At 65.1% G+C, this 26,238-nt stretch carries 26 protein-coding genes and 1 pseudogene; 15 read left to right on the top strand and 12 right to left on the bottom strand.

Translation table 11 applies throughout. From position 1 onward, the window contains the following. Positions 1-63: 63 nt before the first annotated feature. The 3 genes from ACP2YO_RS06850 to ACP2YO_RS06860 form a co-directional block, all read right to left on the bottom strand. Positions 64-300: a hypothetical protein gene (locus ACP2YO_RS06850; RefSeq protein WP_426440175.1), complete on the bottom strand. Its 237-nt coding sequence runs from the start codon at positions 298-300 to the stop codon at positions 64-66. Positions 301-476: 176 nt separating this feature from the next. Next, on the bottom strand, positions 477-1,700 hold the full coding sequence (locus ACP2YO_RS06855; RefSeq protein ID WP_426440176.1) for an NAD(P)-binding domain-containing protein: 1,224 nt from the start codon (positions 1,698-1,700) through the stop codon (positions 477-479). Continuing rightward, positions 1,690-2,595, bottom strand: coding sequence for a LysR substrate-binding domain-containing protein (locus ACP2YO_RS06860; protein ID WP_426440177.1), 906 nt, complete (start codon positions 2,593-2,595; stop codon positions 1,690-1,692). Before ACP2YO_RS06860 ends, ACP2YO_RS06855 begins: the two co-directional genes overlap by 11 nt. 285 nt (positions 2,596-2,880) lie before the next feature. Here ACP2YO_RS06860 and ACP2YO_RS06865 point away from each other — a divergent pair, with 285 nt between their 5' ends. After that, positions 2,881-3,114, top strand: a complete 234-nt coding sequence (locus ACP2YO_RS06865; protein ID WP_426440178.1) for a hypothetical protein — start codon at positions 2,881-2,883, stop codon at positions 3,112-3,114. Between the two features lie 167 nt (positions 3,115-3,281). Further along, positions 3,282-3,989, top strand: coding sequence for a glutathione binding-like protein (locus tag ACP2YO_RS06870; RefSeq protein ID WP_426440179.1), 708 nt, complete (start codon positions 3,282-3,284; stop codon positions 3,987-3,989). Between the two features lie 140 nt (positions 3,990-4,129). Here the strand turns inward: ACP2YO_RS06870 and ACP2YO_RS06875 are convergent, their stop codons facing one another. After that, the gene (locus ACP2YO_RS06875) at positions 4,130-4,819 is read right to left on the bottom strand and encodes an HAD family hydrolase (protein ID WP_426440180.1); all 690 of its coding nucleotides are present in this window, start codon (positions 4,817-4,819) and stop codon (positions 4,130-4,132) included. 338 nt (positions 4,820-5,157) lie between these two features. Between ACP2YO_RS06875 and ACP2YO_RS06880 the strand changes: the two genes are divergently transcribed. Continuing rightward, a complete protein-coding gene (locus ACP2YO_RS06880; RefSeq protein ID WP_426440181.1) occupies positions 5,158-6,720 on the top strand; it encodes a DUF1800 domain-containing protein in 1,563 nt (520 codons plus the stop codon). A 23-nt stretch (positions 6,721-6,743) separates the two neighbouring features. After that, positions 6,744-7,946 (top strand): DUF1501 domain-containing protein, encoded by a 1,203-nt coding sequence (locus ACP2YO_RS06885; protein ID WP_426440182.1) that lies wholly within the window; start codon positions 6,744-6,746, stop codon positions 7,944-7,946. Between the two features lie 169 nt (positions 7,947-8,115). On the opposite strand, the pseudogene ACP2YO_RS06890 reads toward ACP2YO_RS06885, so the two are convergent. From ACP2YO_RS06890 to ACP2YO_RS06920, 7 genes and pseudogenes are all read right to left on the bottom strand, one after another. Beyond that, positions 8,116-9,054, bottom strand: a pseudogene (locus tag ACP2YO_RS06890) (aldo/keto reductase). Between the two features lie 274 nt (positions 9,055-9,328). Further along, complete coding sequence (locus ACP2YO_RS06895) at positions 9,329-9,790, bottom strand: N-acetyltransferase family protein (RefSeq protein WP_426440183.1); 462 nt, start codon at positions 9,788-9,790, stop codon at positions 9,329-9,331. A gap of 90 nt (positions 9,791-9,880) precedes the next feature. Beyond that, a complete protein-coding gene (locus ACP2YO_RS06900) occupies positions 9,881-10,696 on the bottom strand; it encodes a PAS-domain containing protein (protein WP_426440184.1) in 816 nt (271 codons plus the stop codon). A 152-nt stretch (positions 10,697-10,848) separates the two neighbouring features. Further along, positions 10,849-10,989 carry a hypothetical protein gene (locus ACP2YO_RS06905; RefSeq protein WP_426440185.1) on the bottom strand — a complete coding sequence of 47 codons (141 nt, stop codon included), beginning with the start codon at positions 10,987-10,989 and terminating at the stop codon, positions 10,849-10,851. Positions 10,990-11,051: 62 nt separating this feature from the next. Continuing rightward, positions 11,052-11,228, bottom strand: coding sequence for a hypothetical protein (locus ACP2YO_RS06910; RefSeq protein WP_426440186.1), 177 nt, complete (start codon positions 11,226-11,228; stop codon positions 11,052-11,054). 166 nt (positions 11,229-11,394) lie between these two features. Continuing rightward, positions 11,395-12,048, bottom strand: coding sequence for a glutathione S-transferase family protein (locus ACP2YO_RS06915; RefSeq protein ID WP_426440187.1), 654 nt, complete (start codon positions 12,046-12,048; stop codon positions 11,395-11,397). Positions 12,049-12,320: 272 nt separating this feature from the next. Beyond that, positions 12,321-12,509 (bottom strand): hypothetical protein, encoded by a 189-nt coding sequence (locus ACP2YO_RS06920; RefSeq protein ID WP_426440188.1) that lies wholly within the window; start codon positions 12,507-12,509, stop codon positions 12,321-12,323. 137 nt (positions 12,510-12,646) lie between these two features. On the opposite strand from ACP2YO_RS06920, the gene ACP2YO_RS06925 reads away from it, so the two are divergent. The 8 genes from ACP2YO_RS06925 to ACP2YO_RS06960 all read left to right on the top strand — a co-directional run bounded on the left by ACP2YO_RS06925 (position 12,647) and on the right by ACP2YO_RS06960 (position 21,117). Continuing rightward, positions 12,647-13,849, top strand: coding sequence for a pyridoxal phosphate-dependent aminotransferase (locus tag ACP2YO_RS06925; protein WP_426440189.1), 1,203 nt, complete (start codon positions 12,647-12,649; stop codon positions 13,847-13,849). Positions 13,850-14,100: 251 nt separating this feature from the next. Further along, positions 14,101-14,625: a DUF992 domain-containing protein gene (locus ACP2YO_RS06930; protein WP_426440190.1), complete on the top strand. Its 525-nt coding sequence runs from the start codon at positions 14,101-14,103 to the stop codon at positions 14,623-14,625. Between the two features lie 238 nt (positions 14,626-14,863). Then, positions 14,864-15,349, top strand: a complete 486-nt coding sequence (locus ACP2YO_RS06935; protein WP_426440191.1) for a DUF992 domain-containing protein — start codon at positions 14,864-14,866, stop codon at positions 15,347-15,349. Between the two features lie 188 nt (positions 15,350-15,537). Beyond that, positions 15,538-17,601 (top strand): elongation factor G, encoded by a 2,064-nt coding sequence (locus tag ACP2YO_RS06940; protein WP_426440192.1) that lies wholly within the window; start codon positions 15,538-15,540, stop codon positions 17,599-17,601. Positions 17,602-18,128: 527 nt separating this feature from the next. Further along, on the top strand, positions 18,129-18,770 hold the full coding sequence (locus ACP2YO_RS06945) for a YoaK family protein (RefSeq protein WP_426443093.1): 642 nt from the start codon (positions 18,129-18,131) through the stop codon (positions 18,768-18,770). A gap of 13 nt (positions 18,771-18,783) precedes the next feature. Beyond that, the gene (locus ACP2YO_RS06950; RefSeq protein WP_426440193.1) at positions 18,784-19,644 is read left to right on the top strand and encodes a shikimate dehydrogenase; all 861 of its coding nucleotides are present in this window, start codon (positions 18,784-18,786) and stop codon (positions 19,642-19,644) included. A 69-nt stretch (positions 19,645-19,713) separates the two neighbouring features. Beyond that, positions 19,714-20,340 carry a hypothetical protein gene (locus tag ACP2YO_RS06955; protein ID WP_426440194.1) on the top strand — a complete coding sequence of 209 codons (627 nt, stop codon included), beginning with the start codon at positions 19,714-19,716 and terminating at the stop codon, positions 20,338-20,340. A gap of 168 nt (positions 20,341-20,508) precedes the next feature. After that, positions 20,509-21,117, top strand: coding sequence for a hypothetical protein (locus ACP2YO_RS06960; RefSeq protein WP_426440195.1), 609 nt, complete (start codon positions 20,509-20,511; stop codon positions 21,115-21,117). A 453-nt stretch (positions 21,118-21,570) separates the two neighbouring features. On the opposite strand, the gene ACP2YO_RS06965 is transcribed toward ACP2YO_RS06960, so the two are convergent. Continuing rightward, complete coding sequence (locus ACP2YO_RS06965) at positions 21,571-22,707, bottom strand: alpha-hydroxy acid oxidase (RefSeq protein WP_426440196.1); 1,137 nt, start codon at positions 22,705-22,707, stop codon at positions 21,571-21,573. A 119-nt stretch (positions 22,708-22,826) separates the two neighbouring features. Between ACP2YO_RS06965 and ACP2YO_RS06970 the strand changes: the two genes are divergently transcribed. The 3 genes from ACP2YO_RS06970 to ACP2YO_RS06980 all read left to right on the top strand — a co-directional run bounded on the left by ACP2YO_RS06970 (position 22,827) and on the right by ACP2YO_RS06980 (position 26,101). Continuing rightward, positions 22,827-23,000 (top strand): hypothetical protein, encoded by a 174-nt coding sequence (locus tag ACP2YO_RS06970; RefSeq protein WP_426440197.1) that lies wholly within the window; start codon positions 22,827-22,829, stop codon positions 22,998-23,000. Between the two features lie 216 nt (positions 23,001-23,216). Next, positions 23,217-24,560 carry a phosphoglucosamine mutase gene (gene glmM, locus ACP2YO_RS06975; protein ID WP_426440198.1) on the top strand — a complete coding sequence of 448 codons (1,344 nt, stop codon included), beginning with the start codon at positions 23,217-23,219 and terminating at the stop codon, positions 24,558-24,560. Positions 24,561-24,844: 284 nt separating this feature from the next. Continuing rightward, positions 24,845-26,101, top strand: a complete 1,257-nt coding sequence (locus ACP2YO_RS06980; protein ID WP_426440199.1) for an MFS transporter — start codon at positions 24,845-24,847, stop codon at positions 26,099-26,101. Positions 26,102-26,238: the final 137 nt, after the last annotated feature.

Genomic DNA, 26,238 nt, shown 5'->3' on the forward strand with positions numbered 1-26,238 from the left:
TCTGCGACGACGGCGCCGGGCCCGGTTCGCATCGGGCGACGACGGCTACAACGGCATTGCCGATCAGGCCGAAGCCTGGGCTGACGACATTGTCTTGCCATTGCGCTGCTGGAACCGGTCGATCTGCGTCTTCGCGTCCGTGATCGCCGCATCCCGATCGGACCACGCAAAGCCGATGTCGAGCATCGGAAACGAAATGCCATCGATGACGACCGGCCTTAGATCGGTACGTTGAATCCTGGCGTGCCATTGCCCTTTTCCCACTTCAAACGACGTGATTTCATATCCGCTGTAAATCATGCGCGACCTCGAAATCTCCAGCCTCGCGGATCGAAGCACGCGCGTGGGACGCCAAGTGTGAACGACCTCACACAGCGTCGGGTTTATTTGGTGCGGAGCAGCGTTTTTACCTCTCCCCGTCGGGGAGAGGTCGACCGCCGCTGCGGGAGATTTCCGCAAGTGTCAGCGCCCGATTATCAGGACCTGGCCGCGATGTGATCGGCCAGATCAGCGGCGTCGTCGCCGACGCCAGACAGGAACGAGGATTTCATCTTCGATAGCCATTGCAGGCCGAGGAAATAGAGGCCCGGTACCTCGCAGATGCCGTTGCGGTGCCTGGGATCGCCGTTCGCGTCCAGCACCGGTATTTCGATCCAACCGAGATCGAGGCCGTAGCCGGTGGCCCAGATCACGCTATTGATTCCCTCGGCGCCGAGATCGAGCGAGCGCAACGGCTCCGTAAGGCAGGGCGGATCGGGCAATCGCGCGCGGGCAGCCGGGTCATCCGGCGCTTCGAGGCCGCGTGCCCTGGCGTAGTCATCGACCACGCCGAGGAACGTCATGTAAGCCGCGTCGCCATTGGCGATGCTCTCGGCCAGATCGGGCGCGATCGCGATCACACCGTTGCGCGCGGCCGTGACGCGGCCGAGCAGCGTGACGCCGTCGGCGGCGAAGCGGCGGAAGTCGATGGTGTGGCCGCCATCGGCGCCGGATATGACGGGTAGCAGGCGCACCGGGCCGCGCTCCTCGACCGGCGTCTGGTCGATGCCCATCGCGGCCAGCCACCAGAACAGATCGCGCCCGCGATAGCGGCGCGGCAGGCGGCGGTGGCGTCCGACCGAAAGGAAGACGCGGCGGCCGGCGCGCCGCAGCTCCTCGGCGATCTGCGCACCGGAAGCACCGGCGCCTGTTACCAGCACCGCGCCGTCGGGAAGCTGCGCGGCATTTTTGTAACCGCTGGCGTGGACCTGGAACAGGCCGGGATGGTCGCGCAGCAAATCCGGGCGCAGCGGCCGCTGATAGGGGCCGGTGGCGATCACGACGTTGTGGGCGGCGATGCGGCCGTCGGTGGTGTCGGCAACGAAGCCGCCGCCGTCCTCGCGCCGCAGCCGGGTCACCGCGACGCCGCAACGGATCGGCGGCGCGACGAAGGCCGCGTAATCCTCGATGAATTTGACGATTAAACCGACCGCCGAGAAGCCGTCGGGATCGCTGTGCGGAAACGTAAACTCCGGCAGCCGCACCGACCAATTCGGAAACTGGAACGTCAATCCGTCCCAGCGTTCGCTGCGCCAGCGCTCGGCGATACGATGCCGCTCCAGCACCAGATGATCGATGCCGCGGTGCTTGAGCCGGTGGCTCATGGTGAGGCCGGCCTGACCGCCACCGATCACCAGCGTGTCGACGCGCTCAACCGGCATTGTGCGCCCCCTTGCGGCGGGCGGCGGGCTCGGCCGCGGCGCGGATGATCCAGCGGCGGAACGCGGCGAAGTCGCGCTGATCGGTGTGGAAGCCGCGATAGACCAGGTACCAGCGCATCCCCTTCGGCACGCTGAGCGCGAACGGCGCCACCAGCCGGCCGGCGGCGAGGTCGTCGTCGATATAGGGCCGGATGCCCATCGCGATGCCGAGCCCGTCGACCGCGGCCTGCAGCGCCTGGCCGTAGAACTGGAATTCGGGTCCGCGCGCCGTGACGCGCGGCACGCCGGCGGCCTTCAGCCATGACGGCCAGTCGTCGGGCGAATGCGCGACGCGGATCAGGCTCGGGCCCTTGAGGTCGGTGGGGCGCTTCAATCCGTTGGCGAGCCGCGCCGTGCACACCGGCAAGAGATCGGCGGCGAACAGCGGCTCGGCGACCAGGCCCGGCCATTGCCCATCGCCAAGCTGGATGCCGCAGCTCCAGTCGTCGCCGAACGGCGCCTGCATGCCGCCGGTGGTGATGCGCACCTCGATGTCGGGCTCCGCTTTGCGGAATTCGGCGAGGTGCGGGATCATCCACTTCATCGCAAAGGTCGGCCCGACGCCGACGGTGAGCACGCGCGCGCTGGCCGACGCCGTGACCTGCGCGGTCAGGCTCGCCAGCGCGTCGAAGATCGGCGTCAGCCCGCTTTGATAGGCGCGGCCGGCTGATGTGGTGATGAGCCGGTTCGCCTTGCGCTCGAACAGCGCCACGCCGAGCCGTTCTTCCAGCAGATGCACCATCCGGCTGATCGCGGCGGCGGTGACGTTGAGCTCGTGGCCGGCGCCGGCGAAACTGCCGGTCCGCGCCGCCGCCTCGAACGCCTTGATCCCGTTGAGAAACAGCAGCCGCCGCATTCACCACCCTCAGGAAAACTGATGCCGGAGCAAGATAACTCAGTTTGTGCCGGGCGTCCAAGCGGCGCAGAAATATTGGCACCACGGAATGAATCGGCGGTCGCTTCACCTCGCCCCGCTTGCGGGGAGAGGTCGGATTGCATCGCCAGATGCAATCCGGGTGAGGGGGACTCTCCGCGAGTTCAACGGCAACCTCCCTCGCGGAGGCTCCCCCTCATCCCGACCTTCTCCCCGCAGGCGGGGAGAAGGGGAAGATCATGCTCTGGACGTTGAGGGAGACATTCGATGGCAGAGACAACCGATGCCCTGGTGCTGGATCTCGTGGAATGGATCGCGCGCCAACCGCGGCCCTATGCCGAGGTGATCGAGACCTGGCGCACCTCATGCCCGCGGCTGACGATCTGGGAAGACGCCGTCGACCGCGGCTATGTCGCGCGTCGTCCGTCGGTCGAGGGATTGCGGGTGATGGTGACGGAGGTCGGCGAGCGGTTCCTGCGCCAGCACGGCCGCATGCATTGACGAAACGGGAATAGCGAATGGCCGCGGCCGCATCGGCCGCGTCATCACATTCGCGCGCTGTGAGGTGGCTGCCATTGACTCGCTGGGGACTTTGCGCGCAGGTTCATGCAATCGCATCTTCTTTCGCGACGCACGCGCATGCGCGCTCCCAACGCAGGATCGTCCCCATGATCGACCTCCATTACTGGTCCACGCCGAACGGCCACAAGATCACGATGTTTCTCGAAGAAACCGGGCTCGAATACAAAATCTTTCCAGTCAACATCGGCAAGGGCGATCAGTTCAAGCCGGAGTTTCTGCAAGTCGCACCGAACAACCGCATTCCCGCGATCCTGGATCATGCGCCGAAGGGCGGCGGCAAGCCGTTACAGCTGTTCGAGTCCGGCGCGATCCTGCTGTATCTCGCCGAGAAGACCGGACAATTCCTGCCTGATGATCTCTACGGCCGCTATGACGCGATCCAGTGGACGTTCTGGCAGATGGGCGGGCTCGGGCCGATGGCCGGCCAGAACCACCACTTCCGCAACTACGCCGTGGAAAAGCTGCCTTACGCGATCGATCGCTATGTCAACGAGACCAACCGGCTTTATGGCGTGCTCAACAAGCGCCTCTCTGACCGCGAATTCATCGCCGGCGACTATTCGATCGCCGACATGGCGAGCTATCCCTGGGTCGTGCCGTACAAGAACCAGGGCCAGGAGATCGACGACTTCCCGCATTTGAAGCGTTGGCTGGAGACCATCGGCCAGCGTCCCGCCACGATGCGCGCCTATGCCAGGGCGAAAGAGGTCAACCCGAATTTCGGCCAGCCCGTGAACCGCACCGAAGAGGAGCGCAAGCTGCTGTTCGGCCAGACCGCGGCGGTGGTGCGGTAGTTTTGCGTCATTGCGAGCGAAGCGACGTCGTAGGGTGGGCAAAGCGAAGCGTGCCCACCTTCGTGAGCGCGGCGTCAAATGGTGGGCACGGCGCGTTGCGCCTTTGCCCACCCTGCGCACTCTGCTCCTCGCAATGACGGCTAGCTCGAACGGCGCGTCAGCACCCCACGCCCCCGCAGCAGCGCCAGCACTGCATTGAGGTCCGGCAGCACCGCCGCGCATTTTGCGCGCGTCTCGTCCGTCGGCGGCGCCATGTCGGGCACCATCAGCGTGATCGCGCCGGCGGCATGGGCCGCGGCGGCGCCATGGTTGGAATCTTCCACCGCGACGCAAGCTTGCGGCGTTACGCCGAGCCGGGCCGCGGCCTTCAGATAGAGTTCCGGGTTTGGCTTGCCGTGCGTGACATCGTCGAGGGTCAACACCGTGTCGAAGCGCTCGCGGATTCCGGCGAGCGTGAGATGGCGCTCGGCCGTGCGCCGCGAGGATGAGGTCGCGATCGCCATCGGACAATTCGCGGCCGCTAGCGCATCAAGCAGTGCCAGCGTGCCGATCTTGAGCGGCAGGCCAGCTTCAAACATTCGATCGCGATTGAGGATGAAGGCCTGATTGATCTCAGCCATCGGAAATGTCGGGCCGTGGCGATCGAGCAGCATCGTCTCGCAAACCGGCCCGGGCAGGCCGATCATGGAATGGCAGAGTGCGACGGCGTCTTCGCCATAGTCGAATGCAGTCAGCGCCGCGACGAGGCTGTCGAAGTAGACCTTCTCGGTGTCGAGCAGTGTGCCGTCCATGTCGAGCAGCACGGCGTCGACGGTCCATGGCTCGCTCACGTGGCACTCACGCTTGCGTGTTGTTCCGCCAGTTTTCGCAAGCATGCAGGACACAGGCAGTCGCCGCCGTCGCTCGGCATCGGCAGGCGAAAACTCTCGTCGGAACACCAGCAGGGACCGCCGAGCGTGCAGGAGAATTCGGTGCCGCAGCTCGCGCAAGCAAGGCGGCGAGGCGAAGGCTGTTCGGAACGGTCTGTCATGACGAGAGGAACATTCTAACCACGATTTAATGCTGGAATTAATCCGGGGTTCATCTCGAACCGCGCTATGATCGCAAATCATATAGCCGGGATATGCCGCCGGGGGAATTCCCCAAGGACGTTGCCAAGGACACTGCAATGGCCCGCGATTCGCAAGCAGCGCTGATTGCCCTCAACCGGTTCGGATTTGGCGCCCGTGGCGGCGCGTCCGGCGATTTCATCAATGCGGCCTCCGACCCGCGTGGGTTCGTCAAGGCCGAACTCTCGCGCCCCGATGGCGCATTGCTTGAAGTGCCTAGCCTGCTCTCGACGGCGGCGCTCGGCAAGCAGGTGTTCGACTATCAGTTCGAGATCAAGCAGGCCCGCGACGCTGCGAAGGCGGCGCAACCCGCCGCCACCGAGACGCCGCCGCAATCCTCGTCTGACCCGATGCCGCAGCGGCGCAATTTGTCGCTCTCCACCATCGCCAAGGAGATCACGGCCAAGGATCCGGCGATGCAGACGGCCGACAACGCCAACGCAGCGATGACGCCGGCCGGTGCGACGCAGCCCGCGGTCAATCCGCCGAAGCCGCCGCCACAGCCGCTCAACGTTATCCAGAAGACGTTCCGCGCCGAGGCGTTGGCGCGGCTGCAGCGCGCGACCATCGCCGATTGCGGCTTCGCCGAGCGGCTGGTGGTGTTCTGGTCCAACCACTTCTGCATCTCGGCCAACAAGGGTCCGCTGGCGCGGATGTGGGCCGGCGCGTTCGAGCGCGAGGCGATCCGCCCGCATGTACTCGGCCGCTTCACCGACATGCTGAAGGCGGTCGAGCAGCATCCGGCGATGCTGTTCTTCCTCGACAACCAGCAATCGCTGGGCCCGGAGTCGCGCGCCGGCATCAACCGCCACCGCGGTCTCAACGAAAATCTCGCGCGCGAGATCATGGAATTGCATACGCTCGGCGTCGGCGGCGGCTACACCCAGGACGACGTGACGTCGTTTGCGCGCATCATCACCGGGTGGACCTATGCCGGACGGCAGGGTCAGCTCGGCACACCCGGCACCTTCGTGTTCAACGCCAATGCGCACCAGCCTGGCGCGCAGTCTGTGCTGGGCAAGAGCTATCCGCCCGATGGCGTCGCGCAGGGCGAGGCGGTGCTATCGGACATCGCGCGGCATCCCTCGACCGCCAAATTCATCGCGACCAAGTTCGCGCGCCATTTCGTCGCCGACGATCCGCCACCCGCGCTGGTGGCGCGGCTGCAGGATGTCTTCACCAGGACCAATGGCGACCTCAGGGCACTCGCCGGCGCGCTGGTCGATTCCAGCGAAGCCTGGCAGGCGCCGCTGACCAAGATGCGCTCGCCCTACGAATTCCTGGTGGCGTCCGGCCGCCTCTTGGCGCGCAATCCTGAGGATCCCGGCCGCTATCTTAACGGCCTCAACGTGCTCGGCCAGCCACTGTGGTCGCCGGCCGGACCGAACGGCTTTCCCGATACCAGCGCGGCCTGGGCGGCGCCGGAAGGCATCAAGCTGCGGCTCGATATCTCCGCGCAGGTTGCCTCCCAGCTCGCGGACCGGCTCGATCCGCGCGACCTGCTCGAACTGGTCGCCGCGGATGCCGCCTCGGCGGAGACGCGGCGCACCATCGAGCGCGCGGAATCGCGCCAGCAGGCGCTGGCGCTGTTGTTGATGTCGCCGGAATTCCAGAGGAGGTGACGATGGAATGCTGTGAGAGCTTGATGACGCAGGCGGCGTCCCGCCGCGCGCTGCTGCTCGGTGGCGCGTCCTTTGCGGCCTGGGCTTATCTGCCGAAATTCGCGCGCGCCGCGGACGGCCGCGATCCCCGGCTCGTCATCGTGATCCTGCGCGGCGCGCTCGACGGTCTCGCCACCGTGGCGCCGATCGGCGATCCCGATTATGCCGGCCTGCACGGCGCGATCGCGCTTCACGCCGACGGGCCGAATGCTGCTGTGATGCTCGATCCGTTCTTCGGCCTGCATCCGGCGATGCCGGAGTTCGCGCGGATGTATCGCGCCAGGCAGGCCGCGGTGGTCCATGCGGTCGCGACCTCCTATCGCGACCGTTCACACTTTGATGGGCAGGACGTGCTCGAAAGCGGCTTTGCCGGTCCGGGCCGGGTGCAGTCCGGCTGGCTCAACCGCGCGTCGGAGGCGCTGCCGAAAGGCGAGCGGGTGATGAGCGCGCTTGCGGTCGGTCCGACCACACCGCTGGTGCTGCGCGGTGCCGCGCCGACCGTCGGCTGGGCGCCGGTCGCGCTGCCGCAGGCTGCCGACGACACCGCGACGCGGCTGCTCGATCTCTATCAGCACCGTGATCCGGCGCTGGCGAGCGCATTGACGCAAGGCTTGCAGCTCGAGAAGCAGGCGCAGGGTGACGACATGAAGCCGAAGCCCGGCGGAGGCGGCGCGGCCGCGATGCGGCTGGTGGCGCGCGGCGCGGCCAAACTGATGGCGGCCGATGACGGCCCGCGGATCGGCGCGCTCGCCTTCGACGGCTGGGACACCCATGCCAATGAGGGCGGTCCGGTCGGCCGTCTCGCGCAACTGCTCGGCGGCCTCGACGGCGCGCTGGCGGAATTCGAGAGCGGCCTCGGCGAGCGCTGGCGCGACACCGCGATCGTGGTCGCCACCGAATTCGGCCGTACCGCGCGCATCAACGGCACCGAAGGCACCGACCATGGCACCGGCACCATCGCGCTGCTCGCCGGCGGCGCGGTGAAGGGCGGCCGGATGATCACGGATTGGCCGGGCCTGAAGGTCGCAAATCTCTACCAGGCCCGCGACCTGGCACCGACCACCGATCTGCGCGCGGTGCTCAAGGGCGTGCTGCACGACCAGTTCGGTGTCAGCGAACGCGCGCTGGCGGAGACGGTGTTCCCGGACAGCGCGCCGGTGAAACCGATGAAGGGGCTGGTGGCGTAAGCGAGAACTCCAACCACGCCGTCGTCCCGGCGAAAGCCGGGACCCATTACCACCGATGCATGTTGTTGGAAGGCGCTGGAGCCACAGCACAGATAACCACGCACATTTGTGGTTATGGGTCCCGGCTTTCGCCGGGACGACGATGGTGGTTACACCTTCGCGATAACTATCACTTCGTAATCCTGTCGATCTCCGCCATCTCGTCCGCGCTCAGCTTCCAGCCGATCGCTTTCACGTTCTGCTCGACCTGCTCGACCCGGGTGGCGCCAGCGATGACGCTCGAGACCTGAGGGCGCGCGGCGAGCCACGAAAACGAGAGCTCGAGCATGGTGTGGCCGCGCTCCCTGGCGAAGGCCTGCAGCTTCTCGACGATGTCCTCGTTGCGCGGCGTGATGTAGCGGTCCTTCAGCGCCGGCGCTTTCGCAAAGCGGGTGTCGGCGGGGGCTGCGGCGCCGCGCTGATATTTGCCGGTGAGCAGCCCGCTGGCGAGCGGGAAGAACGGCAGCAGACCGAGATTGTATTCCGTTGCTGCCGGCAGCAGATCCTTCTCGATGCCGCGCACCACGAGGCTGTATTCGTCCTGGCAGGAGACAAAGCGGACGACGTTCATCGCGCGCGCGACGTACTCGGCCTCGGCGATGCGCCACGCCGGGAAGTTCGAATTGCCGATGTAGCGCACCTTGCCCTAGCGCACGAGATCGTCGAGCGCGCGCAGCGTCTCGTCGATCGGCGTCAGGGAATCGTAATCGTGCTGCTGGTAGAGATCGATGTAGTCGGTCTTCAACCGGGTCAGGCTCGCTTCCACCGCCGACATGATGTAGCGGCGCGAGGCGCCCTGCTTGGTGCCGTCGGTCGCCATCGGCTTGGAATATTTGGTGGCGAGCACGATGTCCTTGCGGCGGTCGCCGAGCACCGTGCCGAGCACGGTTTCCGAGCCACCCATGCCCGCGTAGATGTCGGCGGTGTCGAACAGCGTGATGCCGAGATCGATCGCCTTGTGGATCACCTTGCGCGAGGTTTCCAGATCGGTGCGCTGGCCGAAATTGTTGCAGCCGATACCGACCGCGGACACGCGCAGGCCGGAGCCGCCGAGGTTACGAATTTCCATGAGTCAATCCTGTAGGAGGAGCAAGCCTGTGGGAGGAGCAAGGCCGGCGCATTGTGACGCGCGGCCCTGGGCCCGGCAAGGTGCGCTCCGGCCGCGTGCGGCGCATGGCGATAGCGCAGAAAAAAGCGGTCCCGGTCAGACGCGGCGACTGACTGGGACCGCTCGGGGCGAAGATCCGAGACGGGGGGCCTGATCTTACGCAAGGCGAAACCTAGCCGGGCTTTGTAACGCGCCGGTGACATTTGTGCTTATCCACAACGCGTCGAAGGCGCGCTCAGAACACCTTGCGGTAGATGACGAAGCCGGGCTTTTCCGCGACCTTGTCGTAGAGCTGCATCGCGGTGTGGTTGGTCTCGTGCGTCTGCCAGTAGACCCGCGGCGATCCCACGAGCTTCGCCTGCGCGTAGACGCCGTTGATCAGGGCGCGGCCGATTCCTTTGCCGCGCGCGGCGGCGTTGGTGAAGAGATCCTGCAGATAGCACGTCGGTTCGATCGCCGTGGTCGAGCGGTGAAACAAATAGTGCGTCAGCCCGAGCAGATTGCCGCCCTGCTCGGCGACCAGCGCGTGCACCGGCTCATAGGCGTCGAAGAAGCGTTGCCACGTCACCGCCGTGATCTCGGGAGCGAGCGCCGTCGGCCCAGACCGTCCGTAGAACGCATTGTAGCCGTCCCACAACGGAAGCCACTGCGCGTAGTCCTGCCGGGTGATGAAGCGGATGCTGACGTCGTCGGACATGAGTGATCCTGCGGTGAGTGATGCGCGCGAACAGCCGGCACCGTTTTATCGTCCGGATCGTGCGGGATCAATTGCGGGGAATGCCCGGCGTCACTCCGCCGCGCGCAGATGCGGCGCCAGGGCGCGCTTGCCGTCGCCCCGCAGCGAGCGGTAGTAGTCAGCTTTGTCGGGATCGTCGGTGTATCGCACCAAATCCGTCACCGGCGTATAGCTCAGCATGCGCCCACCGTCGGGCAGTGCGGTGCAGCTGAAGCGCAGCACCAGGCCGTCGGCAAGGTTGATGTTGATCGGCGTGGAATCGCCGGCGCGCATCTTCTCGGTGCGCTCGGCGATGAACGCTCCCATCTCGTCCTCGGGAAGCTCCCATGCACCGGTGTCGCGGCCGTGATACATCAGCGCGATGAAGGGCGGCTTGGCGTCGGCCTGCGCGTCGGAGAGTGCGAAATATTCGCGGAAGGCGCGGTTGATGAATTCGGCGCGGGTGTCGGCGTCAAGCAGCACGATGCCGATTTCGACCTGATCGAGCGCGGCAGCAAGCCGGGTCGCAGTGGCGTGGTGTTGCTGATCGGCGGCAAAGGCATCGATCCATTTTTGCCGCAGCAGTCCGGTGATCAAGGCGGTGCCGGCGGCGGTCGCAGCCAGCATCAGCATCCGCGACACGTCCGAGGCGTCGTAACCGGGCATCGCGCGATGATCGAGGAAGAACAGCGCCGAGGACGCGACTGCAATTACCGCGCTGATCAGACCGGAGGTGATACCACTGGCGGAGGCGGCCAGCGCGACGATGCAGACGAACAGCGGCGCCGGATTGGGCATGGCGATCACATAACGATCGACAAGGAAGGCCGTCAGCGCTGCGGCAGCCGTCAGAGCCGGACCTGAAATTGTACGCCAGTCGAACCGCATGGCCGTTCTCGTTTCCTGTCCGAGAATAGGGCCGCAGTTTGACGACAGGTCCGCAACGCTGCCGGCATTTCCCTTCTGAGCGTTAAGGCGTGGCTGCGGCGGTCGCGCGAGCTTTCGCTGCTTTCAAATCAAATGATATGCACATCCGCACGTCATTTGCCGGCAGGCGTCATGATGCGCATCGGATGCGCGCGGTCTTTGCCTCGCGTGCCGGTCACGATCAGCAGCGATGCCGCGAGCAGGATCGCGACCGCCAACGTCACGGTTACAAGTCCGACGGGTGTCTTCATCATGTCGAGCCGCGCTGTCTCCACCGCGCCTTGCCGCGCAAAGGTCCCAACCGGAAAATGCTGGATTACATCGCGAGCGGCATCGCGATGGCGATCTTGCTCGACAGCACGGTCAGCGCGACGACGAGGCAAAGCGTCAGCGCGCCGATCGCGAGCGACGCGGCGATCGCATTGGTCAGTCGGGTCGATGCCACTGGGGCAAGGCGGCCGTGGAAGCCTGCCGTGCCGGACGACCGTCTCATGGTCTAAATCCTTCGGGGCGCGGGCGAATCACCCGCGACACAGCGCGAAAATCTGACGGTCGTCGCCGGCAATATTGCGGCGGCGATAGCCGGGAAAGCGGCAAAAAAACGGCGGGGATTGCAGTTTTGCCCGCTATTTGGGCGGTTTTCCCGCTATCCCCGTTGTTCAGGCGCCGGCGACGAGGCGGGCCGGGGCCTCGATCTCGGTTCCGGGCTGCCACTCCATGGTGACGAATCCGGGGGTCTGCTCGACCCGCCGGAGCCAGCTGCGGATCGCCGGGAAGGTCGCAAGGTCGAAGTCGCAGCGGTCGGCGACATGGGTGTAGCCATACAGCGCGATGTCGGCGACCGTGAACTGCTCGGCGGCGAAATAGGCATGCCCCCTGAGGTGGTTCTCCATCACCTGCAACGCCGCATAGCCGCGCTCCATCCAGTCCTCCAGCGCATGGGTCTGCAGGTCCCGGCCGCCCCTGACCAGCGACAGCCAGAAATAGGCCGCGCCGATATTCGGCTCCAGCGCGTGCTGCTCGAAGAACATCCATTGCAGCGCTTCGGCGCGCTCGACCCGCGATTCCGGCGCCAGTGGCGTCCCGATCGCGACATACCAGAGGATGGCGTTGGACTCGGCGAGGTGGCGGCCTTCGGCGACTTCGAGCAGCGGCACCTGGCCGCTCGGATTCTTGGCCAGGAATTCCGGGGTCCGGCTCTCGCCGCGCAGGATGTCGATCTCGACCGCTTCGTACGGCGTGTTCAGCAAGGCCAGCGCCAGGCGAACCTTGTAGCTGTTGCCGGAGCGCTTCATCGAATAGAGCTTGTACATTGCGTCGGGGTTCACTCGATCGGGAAGACGGAACGCTCGAAGACTGCGCGGCCTGTCACACCGCAACGCGCCTAAACAATGATGCCGATACGGGTGTGTCGCAAGTGCTGGACCGTGGAAAAAGTCGAAACGTCTACCGCACTGCACACGTGCAGAACGATTCTATCAACACGTCAGAACAACTCGGATCACGCTTGCGCGACACTCGCGGCAGTTGGCGAGGTCGGTCAGATCCAGCGCTAGACGAGTTGTGCTCGCAAATATTAACGCGCTCAGGACGTGCCGATCTTGAAGCCCGTCTTGAGCCCCATGGATGCCGTAACGTCGCCGGGTGCGGCATCCTCGGTGCAATTCGTGTTGATGCGCGTGGCGATGTGTGTTCGCGACGAGCCCGAGCCGCTCGCCGCAGACCTTGCCAGATGTGAGCCGATTGGGCCCGGAATTTTCGGAATGTTGCGCATGCCGTGAGCGATCGCGCGAAAGTTTCGCACTTTGCTGCCAAGCTTCTTGCGATGCAGCGGCGACCGGCTTAGTGTGCAGCGATCCCATTCAGATCAAGTCGTGGCCGCCGGTTCACGACGTTTGCCCGGAGATGATCATGGCCTTCCTGTCCGCTGCGCTCGACCGTGTGAAGCCTTCCGCGACGATCGCGGTCACGGACAAAGCGCGCGCGCTGAAAGCCGCGGGCCGCAACGTCATCGGCCTCGGTGCCGGCGAGCCAGACTTCGATACGCCCGCCAACATCAAGCTGGCGGCGATCCACGCGATCGAGGCCGGCAAGACCAAGTACACCGATGTCGGCGGCATTCCTGAGTTGAAGGAAGCCATCATCAACAAGTTCTCGCGCGAGAACGGCCTGACCTACAAGCCGAACCAGATCATCGTCGGCACCGGCGGCAAGCAGGTGCTCTACAACGCGCTGATGGCGACCATCAATCCGGGCGACGAGGTGATCATCCCGGCGCCCTACTGGGTCAGCTATCCCGAGATGGTGGCGCTCGCCGGCGGCGAGTCGGTTCCGGTGGTGTGCCCGGCGTCGACCGGCTTCAAGCTGCGCCCGCAAGATCTCGAGAAGGCGATCACGCCGAAGACCAAGTGGGTCATCCTGTGCTCGCCGTCGAACCCGACCGGCTCCGCCTATACGCGCAGCGAGCTGAAGGCGATCACCGACGTGCTGGTCAAGCATCCGCATGTTTGGGTGATGACCGACGACATGTACGAGCACCTGGTCTATGACGACTTCGTCTTCACCACCGTGGCACAGGTCGAACCGGCGCTCTATGATCGCACGCTGACCGTGAACGGCGTGTCGAAGGCCTATTGCATGACCGGCTGGCGCATCGGCTATGCCGGCGGTCCGGCGCAGCTGATCAAGGCGATGGCGACGATCCAGTCGCAGTCGACCTCGAACCCGTCGTCGATCGCGCAGTGGGCCTCGGTCGAGGCGCTCAACGGTCCGCAGGACTTCATCCCCGCGAACAACAAGGTGTTCAAGGAGCGCCGCGATCTCGTGGTGTCGATGCTCAACCAGGCGAACGGCATCGAATGCCCGCGTCCCGAAGGTGCGTTCTACGTCTATCCGTCCTGCGCCGGCACCATCGGCAAGACCGCGCCCTCGGGCAAGGTGATCGACAATGACGAGACGTTCGTCACCGAGTTGCTCGAGAGCGAAGGCGTTGCCGTGGTGCAGGGCTCCGCGTTCGGGCTCGGACCGGCGTTCCGCATCTCCTACGCGACCAAGACCTCGGATCTCGAGGAAGCCTGCAAGCGCATCCAGCGCTTCTGCGGCAATCTGAGATAATCCGCTTTCGAACGAAAATGCATTTCCGCACATGATGCGGGAATGCGCTGGCGCGCGTTCTCGTTGGACTCGCGTGCAGCGGTAAAAGCAGTTTGTCAAATCACATCCTGCTTAGTTCCTGCACCAGCACGCGGGCTTTCCGGTCACACGCGGGAAGTTTTGACGGCATCTTTGCGAACCGCCTTGTTTTGGACACGACGCTTCCATTCTGTCCGCGCGCTAATTCAGTTCATCTTGCGGAGACAGATAAAATGCGACTTACGACACTCACCCTCGCCACGCTCGCGCTGCTGGCGCCGATCGCCACCGCCAACGCGATGCCTCCGGTTCAGGCCGGTGTCCTGCAATGTCAGGGCGGGCAGAATGTCGGCTTCGTCGTCGGCTCCGTCACCCAGCTCGAATGCGTATTCCAAAGCGAGGGCCGCCGGCCCGAGGCCTATATCGCGACCGTGCGCCGTATCGGCCTCGACCTCGGCGTCACCGCGCAGACGCAGCTCGCCTGGGCGGTGAGCGCGCCGACCGCCGTCGTCCCGCGCGGTGCGCTTACCGGCAGCTACGGCGGCGTTGGCGTCAACGCGTCGGTCGGCCTCGGCGCCGGCGGTAACTTCATGTTCGGCGGCCCGCAGAATGCCTATGCTCTGCAGCCGATCAGCCTGCAGGGCCAGGCCGGCTTCAACGTCGCAGCCGGCATCGCGGGCCTCGACCTCGTGCCCGTCCGCGTTGGCGGGCCGCGCCGGCACTATCACCGCCGCCATCATCATCACCACCACCACTAAGCCGACCGGCTTTGAGTCAAGGAGGCCCGCGAAAGCGGGCCTCCTTTTTTGTGCGGTGACCGCAGCGTCGTTGGCGGGGATATGTCGCGCCGGCCACATCCGGCAACAATCGGAGGATGAACCGTCCAAATCCGGCACGGTGTGCGATGTTATGGCATAGGAAACCCCGGGTGCCGCGGGCACGGCGCCCGATCTGCTCTCTGCTCGCATCACGCCTTTCAGCCGGAGACTCCCCAACATGCGTCGCTTCATCCTCCTCGCCGGTGCCGCCATCGTCACGCTGGCGGCCTCGATCGCCGGCGCCAATGCGCAGCAGCCGATCCAGCGCGTGCAGGTCGGCGTCCTCGAATGCCGCGGCGGCGCAAGCGTCGGTTTCATCGTCGGTTCCGTGACCAATCTCGGTTGCGTGCTGCGCGTCGACGGCGTGCCGGAGGACCGTTACATCGCCACCATCCGTAAAGTCGGCATCGACCTCGGCATCACGCAGGAATCGGCGCTGGCCTGGGGCGTCTATGCGCCGGTGGCGCGGCTCGGGCCGGCCGCTCTTTCCGGCGACTACGCCGGCGCGCAGGGCAGTGCGACGCTCGGCGTCGGCGTCGGCGGCAACGTGCTGGTCGGCGGCTCCGACAACACGATCGCATTGCAGCCGCTGAGCGTGCAGGGCCAGGTCGGCGTCAACCTCGCTGCCGGGCTGGAGAGCCTCGAACTGCGTCCGGGACGTTGATGCTTTTCCCATAGCTCGCACGCGGCACAAGTTATGACCTCTCCCGTGCGGAACGTGAGAGGTTGAAGCACGCCGCATGCGACACCGCACCGCAGCGATTTTTCCGGCTTGCCAAATCTGCTGGACGGGCGGAGCATCTGAGGTCGCCGACCCAATCATGGGCCGAGCTCCACAGCGAGGAGGCGGCAATGGGACAAGACGTCAGAAGTCCCCCATATCCTAAAACATTGGGTCCACGGTGCATTGCACTGGTGGGCCCTTTCCAAAGCGGTAAAACCACACTTCTGGAAGCGATCCTGGCGCGGACGGGCGCCATCAAGACCACCGGCAGCGTCGATGCCGGAACCTCCGTCGGCGATGCCAGCCCCGAGGCGCGCCAGCACAAGATGGGCGTGGGCCTGACGGCCGCCACCACCACATTCATGGGAGATACCTACACCTTTATCGACTGTCCCGGCTCGGTCGAGTTCGCGCACGACATGCGTGCTGCGTTGCCGGCGGTCGATGCCGCGGTCGTGGTCTGCGAGGCCGATGAAAAGAAGCTGCCGCAACTGCAGATCATCCTGCGCGAGCTCGAGGAGCTCGGCATTCCCCGTTTCCTGTTCCTGAACAAGATCGATCGTGCCAACAAGCGCATCCGCGAGACACTCGCGACCTTGCAGCCGGCCTCGCGCGTGCCGCTGGTGCTGCGCCAGATCCCGATCTGGAATGGCGATCTGATCGAGGGCTTCGTCGACCTCGCGCTGGAGCGCGCCTTCGTCTATCGCGAGCACAAGCCGTCGGAGGTCGTAGCCCTCGCAGGTGGCGATCTCGATCGCGAAAAGGAGGCGCGCTTCTCGATGCTGGAGAAGCTTGCCGACCACGACGACGCGCTGATGGAGCAGTTGCTGGAGGATATCCAGCCGCCGCGCGACGCCGTGTTCGACGATCTCGCCCGCGAACTGCGCGAAGGACAGATTTGTCCGGTGCTGCTCGGCGCGGCTGCTCGCGAGAACGGCGTGCTGCGGCTGATGAAGGCGTTACGCCACGAAGCGCCCGGCGTGGCCGAGACGGCAAAACGTCTCGGCGTGTCGGACAAGAAGGATGCGCTGGCCTACGTGTTCAAGACGCTACATTTGCAGCACGGCGGCAAGCTGTCGCTGGCGCGCGTGTTCGCAGGCCGTCTCGACGACGGCGCGACGCTGCAATCGTCGTCGGGCGAGAGCGGGCGCGTTAGCGGCATTCTGGCAGTCATCGGCGCCCATGACAGCAAGCGTCCGGCGGCGGAGGCCGGCGACAGCGTCGCGCTCGGCAAGCTCGACGCGATCAAGACCGGCGACACGCTCTCCAGCGGCAAGACCGCCCCTCGCTCGCTGGTGAAAGTCGAGCCGGTCGCGCCGGTGCTGTCGATCTCGATCGCAGCGACCGACCGCAAGGACGACGTCAAGCTCGGCCAGGCGCTGTTGCGACTGAACGAGGAGGATCCGTCGCTCTCGATGGTCCAGAACCCGCAGACGCACGACACCGTGCTGTGGGGGCAGGGCGAGATGCATCTGCGCGTGGCGCAGGAGCGGCTGAAGGATCGCTTCGGCGTCAGCGTCAAGGCGCATGCGCCGGTGATCGGCTATCAGGAGACCATCCGGAAAACCGTCACCCAGCGCGGCCGGCACAAGAAGCAGTCCGGCGGCCACGGCCAGTTCGGCGACGTCGTGCTCGAGGTCAAGCCGAAGCCGCGCGGCACCGGCTTTGAATTCCATGAGAAGGTCGTCGGCGGCGCCGTGCCGCGCAACTATATCGGTGCGGTGGAGGAGGGCGTTGTCGACGCGTTGGTGCACGGCCCGCTCGGCTTCCCCGTGGTCGACGTCGACGTCACGCTGACCGACGGCTCCTACCACAGCGTCGATTCCTCCGATCTCGCCTTCCGCACCGCAGCGCGGGCCGGCGTCAACGAGGCGCTGCCCCAATGCCAGCCGGTGCTGCTGGAGCCGATCCATCTGGTCGAGATCGTCTGTCCGACGGAGGCGACCGCCAAGATCAACGCGATCCTGTCGGCGCGCCGCGGCCAGATCCTCGGCTTCGATACCCGCGAGGGCTGGAGCGGATGGGACTGCGTCCGCGCCACCATGCCGGAAGCCGAGATCGGCGACCTCATCGTGGAGTTGCGCTCGGCCACCGCCGGCGCTGGCAGCTTCACCCGCCAGTTCGACCGCATGGCCGAAGTGACGGGCCGTGCCGCCGACCAGATCGTCGCCGCGCATCGCGACGCGGCGTAAGACGACTACCGTCATTCCGGGTTCGGTGCTTTGCATCGCCCCGGAATGACGGCATGGCTGTCGCATATCGCACTTGCGGCTTCTGCAACTGACCGGTCCACCTCGTCATGGTCGGGTTTGTCCTGCCATGACAAACTCTGGAACGTGGGCTGATAGCCAGAATGCGATAGCCTGCCCTCGCAGGGGTGCGCTGCCAAAATATCGAAAATAACCCCATGCAAAGTAACCGGGCGGCTGGCCGGCGTTCGACACGGCAACTTGACGCGTCGGGCAAATCAGCGGTATTCTTCCATTATTCAGAAATCGAGCAAGCGCCCCTCGCCCCCGGCTATTGCATATGGCGTTTGCGGACTTCTGCAATTGACGTTTTCCACGTCGTTATGGCCGGCCTATGGGACGTGGCCGATCGCCATAGGTGATCGCCCTGGGAATGACGGGTTGCCTCGTACCTGCGGCTTCGCTCCCTTCCCAAGTCGGTTACTTTGATGAACACTGCGGCTTTCGACGCGCAGTGGCTCTCCAACATCATGCTCGAATCCCATCGCAACCTGGCGCTGGCCTGCGCGCTGAGCGCGTTGGCCGGCTATGTCGACGGCATCGGCTACCTGCACCTCGGCGGGCTATTCGTATCGTTCATGAGCGGTAACTCGACGCGGCTTGGCGTAACGCTCGCCGAGGCGCATTGGGAGCATGCCCTGGAGGCATTGGGGCTGATCGTGCTGTTCGTCGCCGGTGCTGCGGCCGGCAGCCTGATCGTGCTCAGCCGCATCTCGCATCGCCAGCCCTTGATCCTGCTCACCGAGGCGCTGCTGCTCACGGCGGCCGCGCTGACCGCCGCGTTCGGCCTGCCAAATACCGCGGTCGCCGCCATCGTGCTGGCGATGGGGCTGGAGAACGCGGTGTTCCAGATCGATGGCGGCGCCGGCCTCGGCCTCACCTATGTCACCGGTGCGCTGGTGAAAGCCGGACAGCTCATGGCCGCCGCGCTGACCGGTGGTGCGCGCTGGGCCTGGCTGCCGAACCTGCTGTTGTGGGCGGCTCTTGTGCTGGGCGCGCTGGTTGGCGCGCTCGCCTACCGCTGGATCAACCTGGCCGCGATCTGGTTTGCCGCCGGCACGGCATTCGCGCTCAGCGCGCTGCTTGCCGCTACCGCGAAGCGAACGGATTGACAGTGCGGTTGGCATGGCCGATGTCACGTCGATGACCATCGCCACCAAATCCCGCGCCGCGTGCCTGATCGGCTGGCCGGCGGCGCATTCCCGCTCGCCGCTGATCCATCACTACTGGCTGCGGACGCTCGGCCTCGAGGGCGGCTATGTGATCGAGGCGGTGCCGCCGGATGATTTCAAGGATTTCCTGTTTCGGCTGTCGCTGCGCGGCTTCGTTGGGGCCAATGTCACGAGACCGCACAAGGAGCAGGCGCTGGCGCTATCGACGCCGGATGAGCGCGCCCGCGCCGTCGGCGCCGCCAACACGCTGTGGTTTGCCGACGGCGAATTGCGGTCGACCAACACCGATGTCGAAGGTTTCATCGACAATCTCGACGCCTGCGCGCCCGGCTGGGACAAGGCTGGCGACGCGCTGGTGCTCGGCGCCGGCGGCGCGGCGCGCGCGGTGGTATTCGGCCTGATCGAGCGCGGCATTGCGCGCGTGCATCTGGTCAACCGCACCGTCGATCGTGCCCGCGCGCTCGCCGATCAGTTCGGCGCGCGCGTGCTTCCCGCAACATGGGACGCGGTCAACGACCTGCTGCCGCGCGCAGGGTTGTTGGTGAACACCACCTCGCTCGGCATGCACGGCCAGCCCGCGCTCGAGGTTGACGTCGGCCGGTTGCCGCCGACGGCGGTTGTTTCCGATCTTGTCTATGTCCCGCTGGTGACGCCGCTGCTGGCGGCAGCGCAGGCGCGCGGGCTGAAGACCGCCGATGGGCTCGGCATGCTCCTGCACCAGGCAGTGCGCGGCTTTGAATTGTGGTTCGGGCAGCGTCCGCAAGTCACATCAGAATTGCGTGCGTTGGTTGAGGCCGATCTCACAAAGACTTGAGGCATGGAATAGCGTTGCAAGGATGGTGTCAGTGCTACATCAGCCTCGCCCTCTCCCGGAGATATCGCCATGCCGTCCCACCGTACCCAGTTCGTTCGCCCGCTCATTGCCGTCGCGATGGTGGCGGCGTCGACGATTTACGCCATCGCGCAGCAATCGCCCACACCGACGCAGGTGCGCGGAACCGTCGAAGGCGTCGACGGCGATACGCTCGCGGTGAAATCGCGCGGCGGCGAAGAGGTCAAGCTGCACATGACTGATCACATGCTCGTACTTGGTCTCACCAAAATCGGGATGTCGGACATCAAGGTCGGGTCCTTCATCGGCACCACCACGGTGCCTGGAACCGACGGCGTGCCGAAGGCGGTCGAGGTGCATGTCTTTCCGGAGAACATGCGCGGCACCGGCGAAGGCTCGCGGCCCTGGGACCTCAAGCCGAACAGCAGCATGACCAATGCCACGGTGGCCGAATCCGTCGTCGGCAATGACGGTCACACGTTGTTGATCAAGTACAAGGACGGCGAGAAGAAGGTGGTGGTGCCATCGGACACGCCGGTCGTGACCTATGTTCCCGGCGACAAGTCGGACCTGAAGGCCGGCGCCAAGGTCATCGCCTTCATGAAGAAACTGCCGGACGGTTCGCTGCAGACCGATCGCGCCAGCGTCGGTCGTGACGGGCTCACGCCGCCGATGTGACGTTTTTCGTAGCCCGGATGCAGCGAAGCGAAATCCGGGAGTCCGCCAGCGAAAGACAGTCCCGGATTGCGCTGCGCTCCATCCGGGCTACGAATCCCGCAAGCGCGGAATACAGCCACCCGGCCGGTGTTTGTCGTCGGGCCAGCCAACTCCCCGGAAGGGATACCCATGCCAAAATCGCTTTTATTCGCCGCGCTGTTCGCCGTTGCCTTTGCCTCCGTCGCGGCCGCGCAAACGCCGCCGCCGGTGCGCATCCGCGGCGCCATCGCGGCCGTCGACGGCTCGCTGCTGTCGATCAAGTCGCGCGACGGCACCGACATCAAGGTGCGCATGACCGACAATGTCGCGGTGTTCGGCGTCGCCAAGACCGAGCTGTCGGAAATCAAACCCGGTTCCTATATCGGCGTCACCGCGATGCCGGAGCCCGACGGAACGCAGAAGGCGATCGCGGTCCACATCTTCCCGGAGAACCAGCGCGGTGCGGCGGAAGGCTTCCGTCCGTGGGATCTGCGTGCCAACTCCACCATGACCAACGCCACCGTCGCCCAGACGGTGAAGGGCACTGACGGTCAGAACATCCTGGTCAAGTACAAGGACGGCGAGAAGAAGGTCGTGGTGCCGCCGGATACCCCGATCGTCACCTTCGTGGCCGGCGACAAATCCGAGCTGAAGCCGGGCGCCCAGATCATCATTTTCGGTGCGATGAAGAAGGATGACGGCACGCTGGAAGCCAACCGCGTCAATGTCGGCCGCGACGGGATTACACCGCCGATGTGACGCGAGGGCGAAGCTCTCTCAACACGTCGTCCCGGCCCCGTGCGCAATTGCGCACGGGGCCGGGACGACAATCGAAAAGAGCGCCGCAATGAGTCCCGTCATCCTGAGAGGATGTGAAGCTTTGTCTTCATCCACCGCTGTCATCGCCCGGCTTGACCGGGCGACCCAGTACGCCGCGACCCATCGGCTCAAGCACCGGCGTCTCTGGAATACTGGATCACCCGCCTGCTGTTTAGCCCGGACAGATCACTGACGGGTGATGACACCGAGCAGACCAACCCCGTCATCCCGAGGTGCGAGCCTCTTCGGCGAGCCTCGAAGGATGAATCGGCCACCAGCCGGGCCGTGCATCCTTCGAGGCTCGCCCAGCGGCGCAATTGCGCCGCAAGGCTCGCACCTCGGGATGACGGGACTGAGTGTCGCGGCGGTTCGATCCGTCCGCGCTAGGCAACCTTAAACCGCCAGCACGTGATCGTCGATCTCGGCGATGGTGTTGACGCCGCACAGGCCCATCGTCGTGGTGAGCTCCTTCGCCAGAATGTCGAGCGCTTTCGCGACACCCTCCTGCCCACCAGCGCCGAGGCCGTAGGCATAGGCGCGGCCGATCATGCAGGATTTCGCGCCGAGAGCGAGCGCGCGCATCACGTCCATGCCGGTGCGGATGCCGCCATCGAACATGATCTCGATCTGCGAGCCGACCGTGTCGACGATCTCGGGCAGCACCTCGATCGACGATGGCGCACCATCGAGCTGTCGGCCGCCATGGTTGGAGACCACGATCGCCTGCGCGCCGGTCTTGGCGGCGAGTTCGGCGTCCTCGACGTCGAGGATGCCCTTCAGGATCAGCTTGCCCGGCCAGATGCTGCGAATCCAGTCGATGTCCTTCCAGTTCAGCGAGGTGTCGAACTGCGATGCGGTCCATTCCGACAGTTTGGTGAGGTCCTCGGTGCCTTTGACGTGGCCGACGATGTTGCCGAAGCTGCGGCGCTTGCCGCGCAGCACGCCGGCGACCCATGACGGCTTGCTGGCGAAATCGAGCAGTTTCGACAGCGACCATTCCGGCGGCACCGTCATGCCGTTCTTGATGTCCTGGTGGCGCTGCCCGATCACCTGCAGGTCGACGGTCAAGACCAGCGCGGAGCACTTCGCCGCGATCGCGCGCTCGATCAGCGACTTGATGAAGCCGCGGTCCTTCATGACGTAGAGCTGGAACCAGAACGGCTTGTCGACGGAGGCCGCGATGTCCTCGATCGAGCAGATCGACATCGTGCTCTGGGTGAAGGGAATGCCCGCCGCCTGCGCCGCGCGGCAGGCATGGATCTCGCCGTCGCCATGCTGCATGCCGAGCAGGCCGACCGGGGCCAGGATCAGCGGCATCGCAGAGGGCTCGCCGAGGATCGTGGTCGACAAATCGCGCTTGGAGACGTCGACCAGGATGCGCTGGCGGAACTTGATCTGCTGAAGATCGTCGGAATTGGCGCGCAGCGTGTCCTCGGTATAGGAGCCGCGGTCCGCATAATCGAAAAACGCCTTGGGCACCCGGCGCTTGTGCAACTGGCGCAAATCCTCGATGCAAGTGATGTGCTTCATGGACGTTCTCGGCCCTTCTTGTTTATCGCACGTCTTGTTGGTGTTAGGTTCTGCCGTCATCTAGCATGGTTGGACCGCCTGCCAAATCGCCGGGCGGAACGGGTTGGACGGAGAACAACATGACGCAGTCAGGCCCCAAGCCAAAAGCCGACGAGAGCGTCGAAAAGCGCCGGCTCGATGAGGCCCTGGAGGAGGGGCTGGAGGAGACGTTCCCGGGTTCCGATCCCGTCAGCGTCACCCAGCCGGCGCCCACCAAGGGCGACCGTCCCGTCAAGCGCGACGACCACGATTAGCGCCGAGTTGCCGCTCCGGCGATCTCATTGGAGAGGATAGTCCTCTATTTTTCAATATCTTAACGTCGAACCGCGTCATTCGATGACAGTAATGATTCATCATATTTTTTGAAGTCATTTTAGCGCTTGAGGGTCTATAAGGCCGATGCACGCTAAACTGGTGGGCGTTTGGAGCTTTCTCGCATGGTGGGTCGGGAAGCCCGTGCTGGGGGATACATGAGCCGCAAATATTTCGGGACCGACGGGATCCGGGGCCGCGCCAACGGGCTGATCACGCCGGAGCTCGCGCTCAAGGTGGGGCAGGCCGCAGGCCTGGTGTTTCAGCGTGGCGATCATCGCCATCGCGTCGTGATCGGCAAGGACACGCGGCTGTCCGGCTACATGATCGAATACGCCATGGTCGCGGGCTTCACCTCGGTCGGCATGGACGTGCTGCTGCTCGGCCCGATGCCGACGCCGGCGGTGGCGATGCTCACCAAGTCGATGCGCGCCGATCTCGGCGTCATGATTTCGGCGTCACACAATTTGTTCGAGGATAACGGCATCAAGCTGTTCGGCCCACAGGGCTTCAAGCTCTCCGACGACGTCGAGAAGCAGATCGAGCAGTTGCTCGACGAATCGCTCGACCGCCGGCTGGCGCAGAGCGCGAGCCTCGGCCGCGCCCGCCGCATCGACGGCGTCCACGACCGCTACATCGAATTCGCCAAGCGCACGCTGCCGCGCGACCTCTCACTCGACGGCCTGCGCGTCGTGATCGATTGCGCCAACGGCGCCGCCTACAAGGTGGTTCCGGAGGCATTGTGGGAACTCGGCGCCGACGTGGTGCCGATCGGCGTCGAACCCGACGGCTTCAACATCAACAAGGAATGCGGCTCGACCTCGCCGGAAGCACTGTCCAGGAAGGTGCGCGAGATGCGCGCCGACATCGGCATCGCGCTCGATGGCGACGCCGATCGCGTCATCCTGGTCGACGAGCGCGGCCACATCGTCGATGGCGACCAGCTGCTCGCGGTGATCGCGCAGAGCTGGAAGGAAGACGGCCGCCTCTCCAAGCCCGGCATCGTCGCGACCGTGATGTCCAACCTCGGGCTCGAGCGTTTCCTGCACGGACATGGCGTGCAGATGATCCGTACGCCGGTCGGTGACCGCTACGTGCTCGAGCAGATGCTGAGCGGCGGCTATAATCTCGGCGGCGAACAGTCGGGCCACATCATCCTGTCCGACTATGCCACGACCGGCGACGGCTTCGTGGCTGCGCTGCAGGTGCTCGCCGTGGTGCAAAAGCTGCGACGCCCGGTCTCGGAAGTCTGCCGGCGTTTCGAGCCGTTGCCGCAAATCCTGAAGAACGTGCGCTATCGCAGCGGCAAGCCGCTCGACGACGCCGAGGTCAAGTCCGCGATCACCGACGGCGAAAAGCGCCTCAACGGCCACGGCCGCCTGCTGGTGCGCTCCTCCGGCACCGAGCCGGTGATCCGCGTGATGGGCGAGGGCGACGACCGCATCCTGGTCGAGGACGTCGTCGACACCATCGTCAACGCACTCGGACAGGCCGCGGCTTAAGGCTCGCTGATTTCCACCGCTCACCTGTGGGTCCGTCATCCTGAGGCGCTCGCGGAGCGAGCCTCGAAGGATGCACGGCCCGGCTGGTGGCCGTGCATCCTTCGAGGCTCGCCCGGCGGCGCAAGTGCGCCGCAAGGCTCGCACCTCAGGATGACGGGGATAGAGTTGGCCACTGGCCGACCTCACCATGCATCGCAGCTATTGGCTAATGCAACTGGTCGCACCCGCCTCCGCGTCGTACGAGACGGAGGTATTTTTTTGCGAATCCGTTTCGGAATGCTGCCGTGAACAAACCGGTCGTAAGTGAAGAGGCACTGGGCGAGCCGGTGCTGGTGCCCGAGTTGACGCCTGCGCTGGCCGCGAAAGCTGTGGCCGCGGGGCCGGCCTATGTCGTGCTCATCGGCATCAGCTTCTCGCACTTCCTCAACGACACCATGCAGTCGCTGATTTCCTCGATCTATCCGATCCTGAAGGACAACTACGCGCTCGACTTCGCGCAGATCGGCATGATCACGCTGGCGTTCCAGTTCACCGCCTCGCTGCTGCAGCCGCTCGTCGGGCACTTCACCGACAAGAAGGCGCAGCCGTTCTCGCTTTCGATCGGCATGGGCTTCACCTTCTTCGGCCTGTTGCTGCTCAGCGTCGCGCACAGCTACGGGATGATCCTGATCGCTGCGTCGCTCGTCGGCCTCGGCTCCGCGGTGTTTCATCCGGAGTCATCGCGGATCGCACGGCTGGCCTCGGGCGGCCGCTACGGCTTCGCGCAATCGGTGTTTCAGCTCGGTGGCAGCTTCGGCACCTCGATGGGGCCGGTGCTCGCGGCATTGATCGTGGTGCCGTTCGGCCAGCCCTCGATCGCCTGGTTCTCCTCGATCGCATTCCTCGCCATCGTGATCCTGTGGCGCATCGGCGCCTGGTACAAGCCGCAGATCGCGGGCAAGAAGGCCGCCGTGATCGAGCGGCATCCTGATCATCCGGACCAGCGCCGCGTCAGGACCGCACTCGTCGTGCTGGTCGCGCTGCTGTTCTCCAAGCAGCTCTACGTCTCGAGCCTGTCGAGCTATTACATCTTCTATCTGATCGACAAGTTCGGTGTCTCGACCCAGGCCGCGCAGCTCTATCTCTTTATCTTCCTTGCCGCGAACGCGGTCGGCACCTTCTTCGGCGGACCGCTCGGCGACCGCTTCGGCCGCAAATACGTGATCTGGTTCTCGATCCTCGGCGCGCTGCCCTTCACGCTCGCGCTGCCCTATGCCGGCCTGTTCGGAAGCGCCGTGCTGTCGGTCGTGATCGGCTTGATCATCTCGTCGGCGACGTCTGCGATCATCGTGTTCGCGCAGGAGCTGATGCCGCATCGCTTCGGTATGATCTCCGGCGTGTTCTTCGGCGTCGCCTTCGGCATCGGTGGCCTGGGCGCAGCCGTGCTCGGCAAGCTCGCCGACCACACCAGCATCGCCTTCGTCTATGGTCTCTGCGCGTTCCTGCCGGCGATCGGTCTGCTCGCGGTGTTCCTGCCGAAGATGCCGAAAGCTACTCGCTGAACGTTTCGCATCGGCGAAGGCGCGCCAAGCCGCCTGCATTAAGCATTCGCTAACACACGCGGCTCGAGCGCGCCAAGCGCGCCGTTCCTCAACACATCGTTAGCACTTGTGGCGGCTTCGCCATTTTTTGCGCCGCC

The organism is Bradyrhizobium genosp. P (assembly GCF_049949265.1).
Classification (GTDB): Bacteria; Pseudomonadota; Alphaproteobacteria; order Rhizobiales; family Xanthobacteraceae; genus Bradyrhizobium.